The 16,834-nt window shown below is 70.9% G+C and carries 13 protein-coding genes; 5 read left to right on the top strand and 8 right to left on the bottom strand.

The window, feature by feature from the left end; all coding sequences use genetic code 11:
- Positions 1 to 21: 21 nt before the first annotated feature.
- Both ABH926_RS44315 and ABH926_RS44310 read left to right on the top strand, forming a co-directional pair.
- Positions 22 to 4,425 (top strand): NEW3 domain-containing protein, encoded by a 4,404-nt coding sequence (locus tag ABH926_RS44315; protein ID WP_370372854.1) that lies wholly within the window; start codon positions 22 to 24, stop codon positions 4,423 to 4,425.
- On the top strand, positions 4,422 to 5,216 hold the full coding sequence (locus tag ABH926_RS44310) for a peptidylprolyl isomerase (RefSeq protein ID WP_370372852.1): 795 nt from the start codon (positions 4,422 to 4,424) through the stop codon (positions 5,214 to 5,216). The genes ABH926_RS44315 and ABH926_RS44310 overlap by 4 nt, the downstream gene beginning before the upstream one ends.
- 38 nt (positions 5,217 to 5,254) lie before the next feature.
- Here the strand turns inward: ABH926_RS44310 and ABH926_RS44305 are convergent, their stop codons facing one another.
- Both ABH926_RS44305 and ABH926_RS44300 read right to left on the bottom strand, forming a co-directional pair.
- Positions 5,255 to 6,031, bottom strand: a complete 777-nt coding sequence (locus ABH926_RS44305; RefSeq protein ID WP_370372850.1) for a DUF2127 domain-containing protein — start codon at positions 6,029 to 6,031, stop codon at positions 5,255 to 5,257.
- 37 nt (positions 6,032 to 6,068) lie between these two features.
- Positions 6,069 to 6,725 (bottom strand): TetR family transcriptional regulator, encoded by a 657-nt coding sequence (locus ABH926_RS44300; RefSeq protein WP_370372848.1) that lies wholly within the window; start codon positions 6,723 to 6,725, stop codon positions 6,069 to 6,071.
- A 68-nt stretch (positions 6,726 to 6,793) separates the two neighbouring features.
- On the opposite strand from ABH926_RS44300, the gene ABH926_RS44295 reads away from it, so the two are divergent.
- Entirely contained in the window at positions 6,794 to 8,146 is a 1,353-nt protein-coding gene (locus ABH926_RS44295) for a GH1 family beta-glucosidase (RefSeq protein ID WP_370372846.1), read from the top strand.
- A 26-nt stretch (positions 8,147 to 8,172) separates the two neighbouring features.
- Here ABH926_RS44295 and ABH926_RS44290 read toward each other — a convergent pair whose 3' ends face one another.
- Genes ABH926_RS44290 through ABH926_RS44280 form a run of 3 tightly spaced genes read right to left on the bottom strand, consistent with a single transcriptional unit; the run spans position 8,173 to position 10,137 of the window.
- Positions 8,173 to 8,556, bottom strand: a complete 384-nt coding sequence (locus ABH926_RS44290) for a VOC family protein (protein WP_370372844.1) — start codon at positions 8,554 to 8,556, stop codon at positions 8,173 to 8,175.
- 25 nt (positions 8,557 to 8,581) lie between these two features.
- Positions 8,582 to 9,454 (bottom strand): TIGR02452 family protein, encoded by an 873-nt coding sequence (locus ABH926_RS44285; RefSeq protein WP_370372842.1) that lies wholly within the window; start codon positions 9,452 to 9,454, stop codon positions 8,582 to 8,584.
- A gap of 8 nt (positions 9,455 to 9,462) precedes the next feature.
- On the bottom strand, positions 9,463 to 10,137 hold the full coding sequence (locus ABH926_RS44280; RefSeq protein WP_370372840.1) for a class I SAM-dependent methyltransferase: 675 nt from the start codon (positions 10,135 to 10,137) through the stop codon (positions 9,463 to 9,465).
- Here ABH926_RS44280 and pip point away from each other — a divergent pair.
- Positions 10,136 to 11,095: a prolyl aminopeptidase gene (pip, locus tag ABH926_RS44275; RefSeq protein ID WP_370372838.1), complete on the top strand. Its 960-nt coding sequence runs from the start codon at positions 10,136 to 10,138 to the stop codon at positions 11,093 to 11,095. The genes ABH926_RS44280 and pip overlap by 2 nt on opposite strands.
- A 139-nt stretch (positions 11,096 to 11,234) precedes the next feature.
- Positions 11,235 to 12,506, top strand: coding sequence for a kynureninase (gene kynU / locus ABH926_RS44270; RefSeq protein ID WP_370372836.1), 1,272 nt, complete (start codon positions 11,235 to 11,237; stop codon positions 12,504 to 12,506).
- Between the two features lie 124 nt (positions 12,507 to 12,630).
- Here the strand turns inward: kynU and ABH926_RS44265 are convergent, their stop codons facing one another.
- The 3 genes from ABH926_RS44265 to ABH926_RS44255 all read right to left on the bottom strand — a co-directional run bounded on the left by ABH926_RS44265 (position 12,631) and on the right by ABH926_RS44255 (position 16,511).
- Positions 12,631 to 14,229: an SMI1/KNR4 family protein gene (locus tag ABH926_RS44265; protein ID WP_370372834.1), complete on the bottom strand. Its 1,599-nt coding sequence runs from the start codon at positions 14,227 to 14,229 to the stop codon at positions 12,631 to 12,633.
- Between the two features lie 119 nt (positions 14,230 to 14,348).
- Positions 14,349 to 15,506, bottom strand: a complete 1,158-nt coding sequence (locus ABH926_RS44260; RefSeq protein ID WP_370372832.1) for an acyl-CoA dehydrogenase family protein — start codon at positions 15,504 to 15,506, stop codon at positions 14,349 to 14,351.
- Positions 15,507 to 15,653: 147 nt separating this feature from the next.
- Positions 15,654 to 16,511 (bottom strand): spermidine synthase, encoded by an 858-nt coding sequence (locus ABH926_RS44255; protein ID WP_370372830.1) that lies wholly within the window; start codon positions 16,509 to 16,511, stop codon positions 15,654 to 15,656.
- Between the last annotated feature and the right edge of the window lie 323 nt (positions 16,512 to 16,834).

Below are 16,834 nucleotides of genomic sequence, written 5' to 3'. Positions count from 1 at the left end.
GTGGGGATTCAAGGAGGGGCCGTGGCCGTCCAGATCAAGTCCGCGGACTCGATGGAGCTTTTCGTCGGAACCGATAGGGAACCGCGTCAAGTCCTCCGAGTCGTCGTCCAGCGGGCCGTCACCGACGGTGCGGTGACTGTATCGCTTCTCGCTCTGAGGGTGCGAGCAGCCTGCGAACTCGCACCGGGAGAGGGCGAGGCGGTCGTCGAGCTCCCGATGGAGATGGACGCCGGCGTCCAGCCCGGCGAAACCCTCACCGCCCAGCTCCGGCTGCTCGGCGCGGACGGCGAGACCCGCGCTGAGCAGCCGGTCACCATCACGGTGGCCGAGCCGGGCTGGACAATGTATTTGGTGTCGCACTTCCACTACGACCCCGTCTGGTGGAACACGCAAGCCGGCTACACCCAGACCTGGGAATTGCAGGGCAACGACGGCACCACGCGCCCGGTCTGGGAGAACAACGCGTTCCATCTCGTCAAAGCGCACCTCGATCTCGCCGCCGCCGACCCCGACTACACCTTCGTGCTCGCCGAGGTCGACTACCTGAAGCCGTTCTGGGACGTGTACCCGCAGTATCGCGCGCTTCTGCGGGAACTGATATCCACCGGCCGGGTGGAAGTGATGGGCGGCACCTACAACGAGCCCAACACCAACCTCACCGGCCTGGAGACCACGATCCGCAACCTGGTCTACGGCATCGGCTACCAGCGCGACATCATGGGCGCCGACCCGCAGACCGCCTGGCAGCTGGACGTCTTCGGCCACGACCCGCAGTTCCCCGGCCTGGTCGCCGACGCCGGCCTGAGCTCCACGTCCTGGGCCCGTGGTCCGTACCACCAGTGGGGCCCGATGCTGACGAAGTTCGACGGGGTCCAGGGCGACGTCAAGAACATGCAGTTCCCGGCCGAGTTCGAGTGGATCTCGCCGTCCGGGCAGGGCGTGGTCACCCACTACATGCCGAACCACTACTCGGCCGGCTGGTGGATGGACTCCTCGGCGACGCTGGAGGAGGCCGAGGAGAAGGTCTACGACCTGTTCCTCGGACTCAAGCAGGCCGCCGCCACCCGCAACACACTGCTGCCGGTCGGCACCGACTACACCCCGCCGAACAAGTGGGTCACCGCGATCCACCGCGACTGGAACGCGCGCTACGTCTGGCCGCGCTTCGTCACCGGCCTGCCGCGCGACTTCTTCGCCGCGGTGCACGCCGAACTCGCCGAACGCGGCGTGCGGCCCAGCCCGCAGACCCGCGACATGAACCCGGTCTACACCGGCAAGGACGTGTCGTACATCGACACCAAGCAGGCGCAGCGCGCGGCCGAGACCGCGGCCGCCGACGCCGAGAAGCTGGCGACCTTCGCCTCGCTGCTCGGCTACGGCCGCTACCCGAGCGCCGCGCTGGACAAGGTCTGGCGGCAGCTGGCCTACGGCGCGCACCACGACGCCATCACCGGCTCGGAGTCCGACCAGGTCTACATCGACCTGGTGACCGGCTGGCGCGAGGCGCACGACCTGGCCGCCGAGGCCCGCGACGCGGCGCTGGAGGCGATCTTCCGCAACGTCGAGACCTACGGCGGCGCCGGCGACGGCGCGATCGGGGTGTTCAACACCCTGGCGTTCGAGCGGACCGACGTGGTCCGGGCGACGGTGCGGCTGCCCGAAAGCGGCGAGTTCGACGGGCTGCGGCTGACGGACGAAGCCGGGGACCCGGTGCCGTTCGTCGTCGAGGCGGAGGACGGGACCCGGGTCGACATCGCCTTCGTGGCCGCCGGGGTCCCCGGAATGGGCTGGCGGAGTTGGTACGTCGAGTTCACCACGAGCGCGGAAAGCCTTGCCTCGCACCAGAACCTTGTCTGGCAAGAGATCGGCGAAACCCCGGGCTCGCTGGCCAACGAGTACTTCGAGATCGCGCTCGACCCGGCCCGCGGCGGCGGACTGAGCGGGATCCTCGAGCTGGCCACCGGCCGTCAGCTGCTCAAGCCCGGCGCGGTCGGCAACGAACTGCGCGTCAGCGAGGAGTACCCGCAGCACCCCGAGTTCGGCGAGGGCCCGTGGCACCTCGTGCCCAACGGCACCGTCACCGGCTCGGCGGCCGCGGCCGCCACGTCGGTGCGCGCCGAGGAGTCGCCGCTGGGCCGGCGGTACATCGTCACCGGGACCGTCGGCGACGTCGCGTACGAGCAGCGCATCACCCTCTGGCACGGACTGGACCGCATCGACTTCCGTACGCGCGTCCTGGACTTCACCGGTGCCGACCGGCTCTTGCGGGTGACGTTCCCGTGCGACGTCCCGGGCGCGCGCCCGGTCTCCGAGGTCGCCGGCGCCGTCGTCGGCCGCGGCTTCGCGCTGCCGGAATCCGATGTGGCGGTGGCGCCCTGGACCCTGGACAACCCGGCGAACACCTTCTTCGCCCTCGGCAGCACTGCGACCCTGAACCTGCGCGGCCTCGCCGACACAGGCACAGATACAGGCACAGATACAGATACAGACCTCGGCCGGGTCGCGATCTCGGTCGCCGAAGTCGTGGCCGACGACCTGGACCGGCACGCCGATCCGGTGCGCGACCTGGTGGTCGCGCTGGCCCGGGTCGGCGTCACCGCGACCACCACGAGCCCCGAGGGCGCGCGCTACGGCTGGCTGCACGTCGACTCCAACCTGCCGGACGTCCGGATCGTGATCGGCGGCCCGGAGACCAACGCGCTGACCGCCGAGATCCTCGACCGCTCCGGCGCCTCGGTGCGCCAGGAGTTCGACAACCTGCTGAAGAGCCGCGGCCGGGTGTGCTTCTTCGTTCCGGCCGAGGTGCCGGTGGAGAAGGCGTGGGTGCCGAACGCCGACCTGCGGGACGCGCGCGCCCTGCCGGTGGTGATCATCGCGGGGGAGCAGCCGGAGGACACCGCGCAGCAGGTGCGGGCGGCCGCGGCGGCGTTCGCGGCCGACACGGTGCTGCCCGCCGTCACCGTCGACCCCGCCGACACGGCGCTGCTCGACGACCACACCATCGGTCTGGTCAACAACGGGATCCCGGGCTTCGCCGTCGACCCGTCCGGCGCGCTGCACCTGTCGCTGATGCGGTCGTGCACCGGCTGGCCGTCGGGGGTCTGGCTGGACCCGCCGCTGCGGCGCTCCCCGGACGGCTCGGCGTTCCAGTTGCAGCACTGGACACACGACTTCGACTACGCGTTGGTGAGCAGCGCGGGGGACTGGCGCGCCGCGGGACTGGTCGCGTCCGGCGACGCCTTCTCAGCCCCGATGCTGGCGCGGCAGGAGCCGGCGCACCGCGGCCCGCAGCCCGCCCGGCACACCCTGCTGACGATCACGCCGGAGGGCGCCGCGCAGGTGACGGCGGTGAAGCCGGCCGGGAACCCGGAGTCGGTGGGCTCGGCGCTGGAGGCGTCCCCGGAACTGGGCTTCATGGTGCGCCTGGTGGAGGCCGCCGGCACCGGCGGGACGGTCGTCGTGCGCAGCCCGCTCGGCGTGCTGTCCAGCGACCACGCCGATCTGCTGGAGGAGTGCGGCCTGCGCTGCGATGTGCGGGCCTCGGGTTCGGTGCGGCTGGCCGGTTCGCAGATCTCGACGGCGATCATGGTTCCGCCGCAGGGCTCGGGCTCCTCGGCCTCGGCACCGGTCCTCGGCCGCGCGACCGAGCCGGCGCAGCCGGTGTACTCGCGCTACTGGCTGCACAACCGGGGCCCGGCGCCGATGGGCTTCCTGCCGGTCTCGGTGGCCGCCACGCCGACGGTGCTCACCGGCGGCGGCGAGGTTTCTGTGGCCGTGGCGAGCCAGTACACGGACACGACCTTCGAGGGCATGCTGACGGTGCTGGCGCCCGAGGGCTGGCGCGTCGAGCCGGAGTCCCGCCCGGTGGCGCTGGAACCCGGCGGGCACACGGTGTTCCCGCTGACGGTGACGCCGTCGGACGACGCGGCCTCGGCGCCGGGGATGTACTTCGTCCGGGTGCGGCTGGCGGTGGCGGACTCGGAGGTCGAGGACGTCATCAGCGTCCTGATCGACGCCCCGGAGTACGCGCCGCCGGCGACGTCGCCCGAGACCGAGATCGAGCTCGGCGTCCAGACCCAGGGCACGAAGAGCGAGACGGCGCGCGCGACCGGCCTGGAGATCACCTCGATCACGCCGGGCCTGACGCTGCCGCGCGGCGGCCGCGGCACGCTGCGGGTCGGCCTGGCCAACACCACGCGCGGACGCATCGACGGCGAGGCCATGCCGGTCAGCCCGTGGGGGACCTGGGACTTCATCGGCCCGTACGCGGCGGCGTTCGCTGTCGAGGCGGGGGCTGAGGGCTCGGTCGAGTTCGAGGTCGACGTTCCCGCCACGGCCGAACCGGGGCACTGGTGGGCGCTGGTGAAGCTGATGTGGTTCGGCCGTGCGCAGTACACGGCGGCGGTTCCCGTGGTGGTGCAGTGACGCACACACACGACCAGCACCACAGCGACGCCGCCGCGGCGGCGCGCGCTCAACGTGAGGCGACGGTGATCGGTTGGGTCGCGGGCTCGCCGATCCCGCGCGAGCGCTTGGACACGCGGGTGCGGGAGCTGCGCAGCGGGCGGCTCGCGGGACGTCTGCCGGCGGTGGGGAGCAAGGAGGATCGGCAGTTTCTGCGGTGGACGGCGCAGGTGCTGCTGACGGAGGAGCTCTGCCGGGTGGAGCTGGCGGGGCTGAGTGGGGGATCAGAAGCTGATGCTGCCAGGGTCCTCACCCAAGCAGAATCGCTGCACCTCGGCTCGATCAACGCGGCGGCGTGGTCATCCTCGCCGGCGATGGCGGCTCTCTATGACGCGGTCACCGAGCCGACGCCGGCGATCGCGCAGTCGTCCGGCACTCGCACCTGGCACCGGGTCACCCACGCCGTCGCCGCGACCCCCCTCGAAGCGGCGACCGCCCCCGAGACCTCCCTCGGCTGGACCACGCTCGACGACCTCCCCGCGACCCTCGCCGCCGAGCTCCGGTCCCGGCCGTCCGGCACCCGCGTGGGACCGGTCCGCACCGGTCTCGGCTGGCACTTCGCCACCGTCACGGCCACCGAGTCGCGCCCCGACGAGCCGACGCCGCGCGCCGACGCGGATGCCCCCGACCCGGCCCGCCTCGCCGCCTTCAACCGCTGGCTCGACGAGCGCCGCCGCGACCTCGTCACCAACGCGCCGGGCTTCGAGCATCCCGGCGATCCGGGGCAGCCCGACAACACGCACCGGCACTAGGAATCAGCCAGTCGCCGCGCTGGACCTCCGACTAGGAGTCAGTCAGTCGCCGCCCGCTCGACCTCCAACAGCGAGGCCGCATGCCGCTCCGCCTCATAGGCCCGCTTCCCGCCGCGCACCCCGAACAGGCGCTTCGTCCACACCAGGTACAGCACCAGCGCCAGGTTCAGCGCGAACGTCACCAGCTTCAGCGGGCTCACCTTGTGCGCCAGCTCGTAGACCTCCAGCGGCAGGAAGATCCCCGTGGCCACGAAGGCGAAGTACTCGCCCCACCGCTGAAGCAGCCACAGGCCCACGCCCTCGACCACCTCGACCGCCGCATAGACGGCCAGGCCCATGACGATCCACGTCAGCGTCGTCGGCCGCGCGTCCACCGCCTTCTGCAGCAGCTCCAGCGTCTTCGAGTTCTGCAAATCGAACCCGGCCCTGCCGAACACCTGCTTCACCACCGGGGCCGCCTGGTCGAAGGCCTGCCGCAGCTCGTCCTGCCGTCCCGCGAACCGGTTCACCACGTAGGCGGCCGCCCCGAACAGCAGTGCCCGCACCCACCGTTCCACCGCGAAGAAGCGCAGCAGCACCGCGTCGCGCACCTCGGCCCCGCGCTTCACCAGCGGAGCGTCCTGCGCCGGACCCGAAGCCGGGGTCTGGGCGGTCGGCACGAAGTCCGCGCACCGCAGGCACCGCCACATCGCGCCGTCCGCCGACGAAGCCGTCAAGCGCGCACGCAGCGCGGGTTCCGTCGGGGCGTACAACACGTGACCGCTGAACGCGCAGCCGAGCAGGCTCCAGTCGAAGCGGTGCCGCTTGTCATCCATCCGGCCACGATATCGGGCGAAACCGATAAAAACTCTCTCAGCCCACGTAATAAGGCCCCAGATAGGCCACCAGCAGCTTCTTGCACTCCGCGATCAGTGTCGGGTCGCCTTCCGGATCGGTCCGGAACGCCAGTTGCAGCACCGCGTCCGCGGCCTCCATCGTCACCCGCAGCGCCAGCTCGATCTCCGAGGTTCCGGCGCGCGAGGAGTCCAGGAAGGGTGTCAGCATCCGCAGTCGCTTGGCGACCGCCGTGTTGTTCTCGACGTTCTCGTCCAGCAGGTACAGGTCCCGGGGGTCCGCCTCCGACCACTCGCTGCCCGCTCCGAAGTCCAGGACGCCGAAGCCCGGCAGTGTCCGGCGCATGTCCACGAACTCGTCGATGGCGACGTCGACGACCTCCTCCACCGAACGCGGTACGGCCTCGCCGTAGCGGCGTTCCAGGCGCCCCATGTAGTTCTCGAGGTTGCGTGCCGCGAGGGCGTGGACCAGGGCGCTCTTGTCGGCGAAGAACTGGTAGACGGTGCCGATCGGGACCTCGGCGCGCTTGGCGACCGCGGTGGTGGTGAGACCGGCGAAGCCGACCTCGTCCAGCAGCTCGGCGCACACGTTGAGGATCCGCTCGTAGCGCTCAGCGCTGCGCCGCTGCATGGGGCGCCGGCGCAGTCCCGCCCCGCTCTCGGTCGTGGAGTCCATTCCCCTATTCTCCTCCGCCCGCTAACCTGAGGATGACTCATGTTAGTCCCTTCCGGAGGTGGCCCGCAGTGACCGTCCATGCCCCGCTCCCGTCGTTCCCCGCTTCCTTCCATTGGGGAACGTCCACCTCCGCCTATCAGATCGAGGGTGCGCCGGCCGAGGACGGGAAGGGCGTCTCGATCTGGGACACCTTCGTGCGCCGGCCCGGTGCCGTGCGTGACGGCCAGACCGGCGACGTGGCCTGCGACCACTACCACCGCGCCGCCGAGGATGTGGCGCTGATGGCGGACCTGGGGGTCAACGCCTACCGCTTCTCGGTCGCCTGGACCCGGATCCAGCCCGACGGCGCCGGCCCCGCGAACCCGGCCGGCCTGGCGTACTACGAACGGCTCGTGGATTCCTTGCTGGAAAAGGGGATCACCCCGTTCCCGACGCTCTTCCACTGGGACCTCCCGCAGGCCCTGGAGGACCGCGACGGCTGGCTGGCCCGCGACACCGCGCACCGCTTCGCCGATTACGCCGCGCTCGTGGCCGACCGTCTCGCCGACCGCGTCGAGCACTGGATCACGCTCAACGAGCCCTTCATCCACCTCGCATACGGCTACGCCTTCGGCGTCCACGCCCCGGGCCGCACGCTGATGACCGACGCCCTCCCGGTCGCGCACCACCAACTCCTGGCGCACGGCCTGGCGGTCGGCGCCCTGCGGTCGGCCGGCGCGCGGAAGGTGATGATCGCCAACAACTGCACCCCGGTCTGGCCCGCGAGCGACACCCCGCAGGACCAGGCGGCCGCGCAGGCCTACGACACGCTCCACAACCGCCTGTTCAACGACCCGATCCTGCTGGGCCGCTACCCGGACCTGTCGGCCTACGGCGCCGGCCCCGATCTGCTCGGCGTGGTCCGGGACGGCGACCTCGCCGTCATCGCCGCGCCGGTGGACGGCCTCGGCGTCAACTACTACAACCCGACCCGCGTCGCCGCCCCCGGCCCCGAGCACGGCCTGCCGTTCCAGGACGTCCCGATCGAAGGCGTACCGCGCTCCGCCTTCGACTGGCCGGTCGTCCCCGACGGCCTGCGCGAACTCCTCGTGGGCCTCGCCGGCCGCTACGGCGACGCCCTCCCGCCGGTCTACATCACCGAGAACGGCACCTCGGTCGACGACAAGATCGTGGACGGCCGCGTCGCCGACCCCGAGCGCATCGCCTTCCTCGACGGCCACATCAGGGCCCTGTCCCAGGCCATGGCCGCGGGCGTCGACGTCCGTGGCTACCTGACCTGGACCCTGATGGACAACTTCGAGTGGGCCGAGGGCTTCCACCAGCGCTTCGGGCTGGTGCACGTGGACCACCAGACCCAGACGCGCACGCCGAAGGACTCGTACTACTGGCTGCGTGATCGGCTCGCGGAGCTGTCGTACTAAGAGGCCCTAAGACGCGTCAAGACGCCCTAAGACGCCGAGATCTGCTGCAAGGTCCAGGTGTTGCCGTCGGGGTCGGCGAACCGCGCGTAGGACACGTCGGGCTTGCCCTCGGCGGACATCGTCTCGACCTCGGCGACCTCCATGCCGCGCCCGACCAACTCCGCGCGCGCGGCGTGGATGTCGTCGACGACGAGGTGCAGCATCTGCACGGACCCCGGCGCGCCCCCGGGCATGCCCTTGCCGAACGCGATCGAGCACGCCGACCCCGGCGGCGTCAGTTGCACGACCCGGAACTCGTCGCCGAACGCCAGATCGTGGTCGACACGGAAGCCAGCCTGGCGCTCGTAGAAGTCCTTGGCGCGGTCCACGTCGGTCACCGGGATCGGGATCAGCTCGAGTTTGAAGTCCATGGCGCCAGCGTCGCACAGGCCGGCGTCAGATCCCGGAACGCTGGCGCGCCAGATCGCTGAACGTCTTCTGGAAGGCTGACAGCGTCGTCTTCGCAGGCGACGTGTCGTACACCGCGAACACGACGCGCGCGAACCGGCCCTCGAAAGAACCGCCCTCGGTGAGGTGTCCGCGAAAGACCCGCGCGACAGTCGTGGGGTCGTTGCGGAACACGCCGCAGCCCCAGGCGCCGAGCACCAGGGTCTGCACGCCGTGGTGAGCCGCGACGGCGAGCACCCGTCCGGCGCGCTCGGTCAGCAGGCCCTCGATCTCGTCCAGCGCCGACGGCTCGTGCCGGGCCAGCGCACCGGCGTTCGGTGCCGGTGAGGTCAGATACGAGAGCTGATAAGGCCTGTCGAGCAGCCGGGTGGCGCGGTCACGGTAGACCGGCACGCCGGGCGAGAAGATCACGCGGTGGCTGTAGCGGGTGTCGCGGTCCGCCCGGTGCGCGTCGTAGTAGTCGCGCGCCTCGAGAAGCGTCGTGTACAGCGCGGAGCTGCGGCACAGGTCTTCCTCCTGTGCTCGCGCGCCGCCCAGATAGCCGCCGCCGGGGTTGCGGGCCGAGGCGAAGTTCAGGATCGCGACGTCCTTCGCGCCTTCGGCGAGGGCCAGTCGCTGACCGGCCTGAGTGCTGGTCTCGCCGGTGACTTCGAAGACGGTCTCGTGCCGTGTCGCGTCCGCGGTGGTGAACGCCTGGTCGCTGAAGAGGCGCTGCGTCTGGCCTGGGGTGTAGGACCGGGTGTCCTGACAGGCTGCGGCCACATCGGCGGCCAGTTCCACTCGGGCACCACGCAAATTGATGTAGTACCCGGCGGCAATGATGCGCTCGTTCTCCAGAGCGAGGCTTTTGTATATCCCCATGGATTCTTCTACTTGATGAAGGTGAACAGCTTCTCGTCGTCGGGCGACGGAGCGGGTTCCCGCTCTTGGCGATTCGCGGCGACATAAACAGTGGTCGGCAAATCCGCATCCGATTGCCACAGATCAGCGAATCCGGCCTCGGCGAACCAGCCGTGGATCCGCGGGACCACAGCCGGGTCGTGGCGGTGGCGCGTCCAGATCGCCGCGCCGCCGCGGGCGGTCAGGTGCGCGGCGTGCGAGACGGTGTTGTGGATGTCGGCCTCGGAGATGTTGCCGAAGATGCCGCACAGCAGGAGCAGGTCCGCCGGGGCGTAGTCGCCGTACAGTGCCTGGTCGGCCGCGTCGCCGGTCACCACGTCGACGCCGTCGAGACCGGCCACGGCGGCGGCGTCCCGCGCGACCTGGGCGATCACCGGGTCGAACTCGATGAGGCGGGCGCGGACGTCGGCGCGGCGCGGATGCCCGGCGAGCACCGGGATCAGGTCCCTGCCTTCGCCGGCGCACAGAGACAGGACGCTGATGGTCCCGGCGGGGGCTTCGTCCAGCGCCCGCCGAATGCCGTCCTGGACCACGGCGAGTCGCTTGACCAGCGGCGATTCCGGGTCGTCGTAGGCCGCGAACCATGTCTTCCAGTCCCGTAATCCGGGCGTGTTCTCCCCGGCGGGAGCTACGATCGCGTCCATGTCTATTGTCTACCCGCCAATGGGGCCTTACGCCACCGGATTTCTCGACGTCGGCGACGGGAATCGGATTTACTACGAAGAGCTCGGCAACCCGGACGGCAAGCCGGCGGTCAACCTGCACGGCGGCCCCGGTGCCGGCTCGATGCAGGGCCCGACCAAGGCCTGGGACCCCGAGAAGTGGCGCGTCATCCGCTTCGACCAGCGCGGGTGCGGGCGCAGCACCCCGCACGCCGCCGACCCCGCGACGGACATGTCCGTCAACACCACGTGGCACCTGGTCCGCGACATCGAGCTGCTGCGCGAGCATCTGGGCATTGAGAAGTGGCTGGTGAAGGGCGCTTCCTGGGGCGCCACGCTGGCCCTGGTCTACGCGCAGGCGCACCCGGAGCGGGTCACCGAGATGATCATCCCGGCGGTCACCTCGACCCGCCCGGAGGAGACCGACTGGCTCTACCACGGGGCCCGCAGGCTGTACCCCGAGGCCTGGGACCGCTTCCGCAACCACGTGCCCGAGGACGAGCGCGACGGAAACCTGGTCCAGGCGTACGGCCGCCTGATGGAGAACCCGGACCGCGCGGTGCGCGAAGCGGCGGCGGCTGCCTGGGTGGCGTGGGAGGACGCCCTGATCTCGGGGGAGAGCAACGGCACCCCCGGTTCGTACAGCAAGCGGGTCGACGACGACCGGCTGGCCTTCGTCCGCATCTGCGCGCACTACTTCGGCAACGACGCGTGGCTGGAGCCCGGCCAGGTGCTGCGCGACATGCCCAAGCTGCACGGCATCCCGGCCGTCATGGTCCACGGCCGCCACGACCTCGGCAGCCCGGTGTACACCGCGTGGGAGCTGGCGCAGGCCTGGCCGGACGCGAAGCTGATCGTCATCGAGGACTCCGGGCACACCGGCAGCGAGGCGATGGGACAGGCGCTGAACCAGGCGACGGAGGACTTCTCGAACCGGTAGCCCGATGACCTCACCAGCCCCCACCAACCCCCCACCAGCCCACCACCAGGGGCGGCCGGTCCCGGCCGGTCGCCCCCTACGGCGACGGCGCCCGCGAGCCCCCATTCCGCGCGCGCCCGCCCTCGCCTAATCTGATCACGTGCCCGACACCACAGCTCACCCCCGCAATGACGCGGAGCATCGTGACGCGACCGATCCTTTGACCCCCCTGCGCACCCGCTTCGTGATCCCCGACGAAACGCTCATCTACCTCGACGGCAACTCCCTCGGCCGGCTCTCCAAGGCATCCTTGGAGCGGGTCCAGGAAGTCGTCGCCGGCGAGTGGGGCGACCGGCTGATCCGGTCCTGGAACGAACGGTGGCAGACGCTGCCGCAGACCGTCGGGGACTTCCTCGGCGAGCACTTCCTCGGCGCCGCCCCCGGGCAGGTCGTCGTCTCCGACTCCACGTCGGTGAACCTCTACAAACTCGCCTCCGCCGCGCTCGACGCGCGTCCCGGCCGCGACGTGATCGTCAGCGACCTCCACAACTTCCCGACCGACCGCTACGTCCTGGAGGGGCTGGCCCAGGCCCGCGGCCTGGAGCTGAAGCTGGTCGAGTTCGACGAACTCCTCGGCCCCACCGCCGACCAGCTCCGCGCGGTCGTGGACGAGCGCACCGCGCTGGTCTCGCTGTCGCAGGTGGACTACCGCTCCGCCGCGCTGGCCGACCTGGCCGCGGTGAACCAGGTCGTCCACGAGGCCGGCGCGCTGGTGCTGTGGGACCTGTGCCACTCGGCGGGCTCGGTCCCGATCGACCTGGACGCCAGCGGCACCGACTTCGCAGTCGGCTGTACCTACAAGTACCTGAACGGCGGGCCCGGATCCCCGGCCTTCCTGTACGTCAACGCCTCGCTCGTCGACTCCGTCCGCCAGCCGATCTGGGGCTGGTACGGCCAGCGCGACCAGTTCGCGATGGGCCAGGGCTACGACCCGGTGCCCTCGGCGACCCGCTTCCTGGTCGGCACCCCGCAGGTCGTCGGGGTCTCGCTGGTGGACGCCGGCGCGCAGGTGCTCGCCGAGGCCGGCATCAAGCCGCTGCGGGACAAGGGCGTCGCGCTCACCGAGTACGCCATCGAGCTGTTCGACGCCTGGCTGGCCCCGCTGGGCTTCACGCTGGGCAGCCCGCGCGACTTCGCGGTGCGCGGCAACCACGTCTCGGTGCGGCACCCGGAGGCGTACCGCATCTGCCGGGCGCTGATCGAGGCGCACAACGTCATCCCCGACTTCCGGAACCCGGACCGGGTGCGCCTGGGCATGGCCCCGGCCACGACGCGGTTCGTGGACGTGTGGGACGCGTTCGACGCCATGCGGCGGATCGTCGAGACGAAGGCGTACGAGAAGATCGACCCCACGCGCACCGACGTGACGTGAGCTGACGTGTAAGCGAAACACGAAGCCCCGGCTGGTCCCCGGGACGCGGTCGGCAATCCGCCGACAGCGTCCGCCCCAGGCCGGGGCCCTCCTTCGCCGGGCGAGGGCGATGACCGCGGCTGACTCATTCGATGAGTTCGTCGAGTTTTCCGGTGAGCCGCAACGGCTCCACCTCCAGCGGCTGCAGCCGCGACGCCAGCGCCATCGTCTCGGCGAGGGAGGCACCGGCGATCCGGGCCGCGGCGAGCGCGGGCGGTACGCAGTCCCGCTCCAGCAGAAGCTCCCACTGCCTGTCCTGAAGCACCAGGAACCGTAGCTCGCGCAGATCGGCCACAACGGTCAGATCCCGGACCACTGCCCGGGAGAGGTCCAGACCGCGCAAGTTCGGCATGGTCCGCAGAATGGCGATATCGATCTCGTCTTCGGTCGCCAGCTCCAGGGCGCTGAGATATCGGTGGCCTTCGAGCGGTGCCAGGGCGTCGGATCGGGCGTCGGTCAGGGTCGCCCGCAACGACTCGACGGGCAGCTTCCGGATCACCGAGAGGTCAGACGTGGAGCAGCGGTTGAGGTGGAGCAGCCGAAGGTTCGGGCAGGCGGCCAGCGGGGCGAGGTCGATCGGACGCTCGGCATTGTTGATGTGGGCGATCTGAACACTTGCCGGGATCTCGCCTGGAAGCTGTCCCACACTCTTCGTGGGGCCGCTGGGCGGATGCGGGTAGTAGCCCAGAACGAGAAACCCGTCGCGGATCTCATAGGCACCGGCGTCCAGCATCTCCAGGAGTCCGCCGAGCAATGAGGTCACCGAGTCGGCGTAATACCCCGCGCCGTCGTGGAAGTCGCGGCCTGCCGCGATGACCTGGCCGGGGCGGCCGTTGCGCGCAGGGGCCAGGTCCACCGCGAGGTAGTTGCCGTCCTCCCGGGTACCGAACGGCACCCGGTCCGGATGCCCGCTGCACCGCCGCACCGTCTCGGGCGGATCGCAGTCCTCGACGACGGCGTCCCACCCGATCCCCCAGCCCGGCAAGCGCAGCGCGAGGAACGGATAGCTGTCCACCAAGTCCTTCAGCGACATCCAGCCGTAGCGGAACAAGCCCAGGTATCGATAGTCGACGGCCTCGCCGTCGGCGATCGAGTACAGCGCCCGGAGATCGGCGGGCAGAGGCCGTCCGATTCTGCGCTCGGCCTCGACTATCTCGGCCTCCGACGCGGGCGGCGGCAGCGGCTCGGGGCGGCCCAGGATGTCGGCCCGGCGCCGCATGTACTCATGGAAGCGAGCGACCGCCAGCTCCGGATCGCCGGCCGGCGCGGCGGTGCCGGCCTCCTGTAGGTCGCCCGCCTCGGGCAGGCGGAAGTCGGCGTCGAAGACGATCTGGTACGCGCCGCTCTCCAGGGACACGATGTCCGGGAAGACGACCAGTTCGTGCGTTCCGGAAGGCCGGCAGCGGACCTCCAGGGTCACCCGTTCCCAGCCGCTGGCCGCGACCACTGTCTTGCCCAGCCCGCCGACCTCGGCGAACATCACGGGCAGGTGGTGCGCCGACAGCGAATCGGGGACCGCGTACCCGCCCGAGAACGAGTGCCCGCCGCCTCCGGCGGTGCAGGTCAGCGTCGCCTCCGACCAGCCCGCCGGCGCCTTCGCGACGATCGTCTCGACGACCGACCGCAGCGCCTGCCCGACTGGCCCGGCCGGGCCGCCCAGGCCCGCCCCAGTGTTCTCACCCATGTCCCGGCTCATGGTGCCGTCCGTCTGTCGGTCATGCGGCAGATCATCGCAGGAAGCTGTGACAGCGGCAGGGACGACCTGCGGCGAGCCTCGGCCTCGGGAGGCTACAACCCGGGAGGCTACAACCCCAGCGACTTGGCGATGATGGTCTTCATCACCTCGCTGGTGCCCCCGTAGATCCGGGACACGCGGGTGTCCGCGTACAGCCGCGCGATCGGGAACTCCGTGATGTAGCCGTAGCCGCCGTGCAGTTGCAGGCACTTGTCGATGACGCGCCCGGCGGCCTCGGTGCAGAACAGCTTGACCTTCGCGGCGTCGGCGACCGAGAGCTCGCCGGCCTCGTGCAGCTCCAGCGCGCGGTCCACCATGCACTGCGCGGCCTCGACCTCGGTCGCGCACTCGGCCAGCACGAACTTGGTGTTCTGGAACGAGGCCACCGACGTGCCGAACACGGTGCGCTCGCGCACGTAGTCCAGCGCGAACTGCAACGCCGCCGACGCCGAGGCGTACCCGCCGACCGCGATCGCCAGCCGCTCCTGCGGCAGGTTGTGGGTCAGGTACGAGAAGCCCTTGCCGGGCTCGCCGAGCAGATCCTCCACCGGGACCAGCACGTCGGTGAACGCCAGCTCGGCGGTGTCAGAGGTCTTCAACCCGATCTTGTCCAGCTTGCGCCCGACCGAGTACCCGGCCGCCTTGGTGTCCACGCACAGGATCGACAGGCCGCCGCGCCGGTCCTCCGGCGTCGCCGGCGCGGTGCGCGCCACGACCAGCACCATGTCCGCCAGCACGCCGCCGGTGATGAAGGTCTTCGCGCCGTTGAGCACGTAGTGCCGGCCGTCCTCGGACAGCTTCGCGGTGGTCTGGATCCCGGCCAGGTCCGAGCCGGTCCCGGGCTCGGTCATGGCGATGGCCGTCATCATCTCCCCGGACAGGAACCTCGGCAGCCACCGCGCCTTCTGCTCCTCGGTGGCGTAGGCCAGCAGGTACGGCAGGATCAGGCCGACGTGCACCGTCGTGGTGCCGAACGTCACACCGGCGCGCGTGGTCTCCTCGATCACGATCGCCTGGTACTTGAACGTGCTCAGCCCCGCCCCGCCGTACTCCTCGGGCACCTCGATCCCGAACACGCCGAGCTCGCCGAGGCGGTGATAGAACTCACGCGGCGGGTGTCCGGCCTTCTCCCACTCGGGGTAGACCGGCACGACCTCCTTGGCGATGAAGTCGCGCAGCATGGCGCGGAAGGCTTCGTGGTCTTCGGTGTAGACGGTGCGGCGCATGGCGCCAAGTTACCGGCGGGTATGGGAAAGCGCCATGGCCGGACCCGGGCCGGACCCGGGCCGAGCTGCGGCCGGACCCGGGCAGAGCCGGAGCCGGGCCGGAGCCGGGCCGGAGCCGGACTGGAGCTGGGCCGCACCGAAGTGTGCTCAGAACGCGTCGGCCGGCGGCTCCGGCGAGGGCAGCACCTCTTCGTCCGTCACCGGCCTGGCTCCGCCCTGGAAGTCGTCCAGATCCTGGTCGCGGATCACGCGGCTCGGGAACGGATCGGAGGCGGCGCGCCGGATCAGCCCGGCCACCGGCAGCGGCGCGTCGGAGGCCATCAGGATGAGGTTGCCGAACTTGCGCCCGCGCAGGATGCCGGGGTCGGCGACCAGCACGACGTGCGCGAAGTGCTGCCTGGCGTTGGCGATCTGGCGCCGGGTGAACATCAGCCCGGAGCCGGCGTTGCCGTCGGCCAGGTTCACGGCGTGCACGCCGGTCGGCCGCAGCGCCCGCTTGGCCAGGCCGTAGTACTCCACGGACGTCAGATGCCCCGGGATCCGCGCGGCGGCGAACACGTCGCTGACCGTCAGGTCGAAGGCACCCTCCGGCACCCGGCCCAGCACGTCCCGCGCGTCGCCGGTGCGCAGCCGCACGCGGGCGTTGCGCGGCAGCGGCAGCTGCGTGCGGACGAAGTCCAGGAGCTTGCCCTCGATCTCCACCACCTGCTGGCCCGAGCCCGGGCGCGTGACGGCGATGTAGCGGGGCAGCGTCAGGCCGCCGCCGCCCAGGTGCAGCACGCGGAGCGGCGCGCGCTCCTCGGCGGCCAGGTCCACCAGGTGCGCGATCTGCCGGACGTACTCGTACTCCAGGTACGTCGGGTCGTCGAGATCGACGTGCGAATGCGGGGTTCCGCCGACCAGCAGCTGGTAGGCGTTGCGGCGGTCGAGATCGCGGAGCAGCTCCCAGTCGTCCTGATCGTGATCTTCGGCAGGGGGTTCCTTCGGGGCCTTGGCGCGCGACATGCCCGAGAGTCTAAGCGCCCGGCGGCTTTTGAGGGCGTTGGTGGGGGCGCGTGGCATTGCGCCACTCGATAGAGGGACTTTTCGGTACTGGCCGCCCAATTCGGCTATCACTCTCACGACAGGTTCGGCCATCGCAGTCAGCCACGGTCGACGGGGCAGGCGGGGACGGCGGGGGGGGGGGGGGGGGGGGGGGGGGGCGCCCCCCCCCCCCCGCGCCCGCGGCGGGGGGGGGGGGGGGGGGGGGGGGTTGGGGTGGGGGTTTTGGGGTGGGTTTTTTGTGTGGGGTGGGCGGGGTGGGGTTCTGCTGTCAGATGTCTGAGGGC

The sequence above is a fragment of the Catenulispora sp. GP43 genome (assembly GCF_041260665.1).
GTDB lineage: Bacteria > Actinomycetota > Actinomycetes > Streptomycetales > Catenulisporaceae > Catenulispora.
Note: the sequence above shows the minus strand (reverse complement) of the source record. Positions and strands in the feature narration are given on the sequence as shown.

What these genes read in the sequence shown, in the direction of transcription:
- ABH926_RS44305 (WP_370372850.1), bottom strand. Translation starts at nt 6,031, where the DNA reads ATGGATGACAAGCGGCACCGCTTCGACTGGAGCCTGCTCGGCTGCGCG.
- ABH926_RS44300 (WP_370372848.1), bottom strand. Translation starts at nt 6,725, where the DNA reads ATGGACTCCACGACCGAGAGCGGGGCGGGACTGCGCCGGCGCCCCATG.
- ABH926_RS44290 (WP_370372844.1), bottom strand. Translation starts at nt 8,556, where the DNA reads ATGGACTTCAAACTCGAGCTGATCCCGATCCCGGTGACCGACGTGGAC.
- ABH926_RS44285 (WP_370372842.1), bottom strand. Translation starts at nt 9,454, where the DNA reads ATGGGGATATACAAAAGCCTCGCTCTGGAGAACGAGCGCATCATTGCC.
- pip (WP_370372838.1), top strand. Translation starts at nt 10,136, where the DNA reads ATGTCTATTGTCTACCCGCCAATGGGGCCTTACGCCACCGGATTTCTC.
- ABH926_RS44280 (WP_370372840.1), bottom strand. Translation starts at nt 10,137, where the DNA reads ATGGACGCGATCGTAGCTCCCGCCGGGGAGAACACGCCCGGATTACGG.
- ABH926_RS44265 (WP_370372834.1), bottom strand. Translation starts at nt 14,229, where the DNA reads ATGGGTGAGAACACTGGGGCGGGCCTGGGCGGCCCGGCCGGGCCAGTC.
- ABH926_RS44260 (WP_370372832.1), bottom strand. Translation starts at nt 15,506, where the DNA reads ATGCGCCGCACCGTCTACACCGAAGACCACGAAGCCTTCCGCGCCATG.
- ABH926_RS44255 (WP_370372830.1), bottom strand. Translation starts at nt 16,511, where the DNA reads ATGTCGCGCGCCAAGGCCCCGAAGGAACCCCCTGCCGAAGATCACGAT.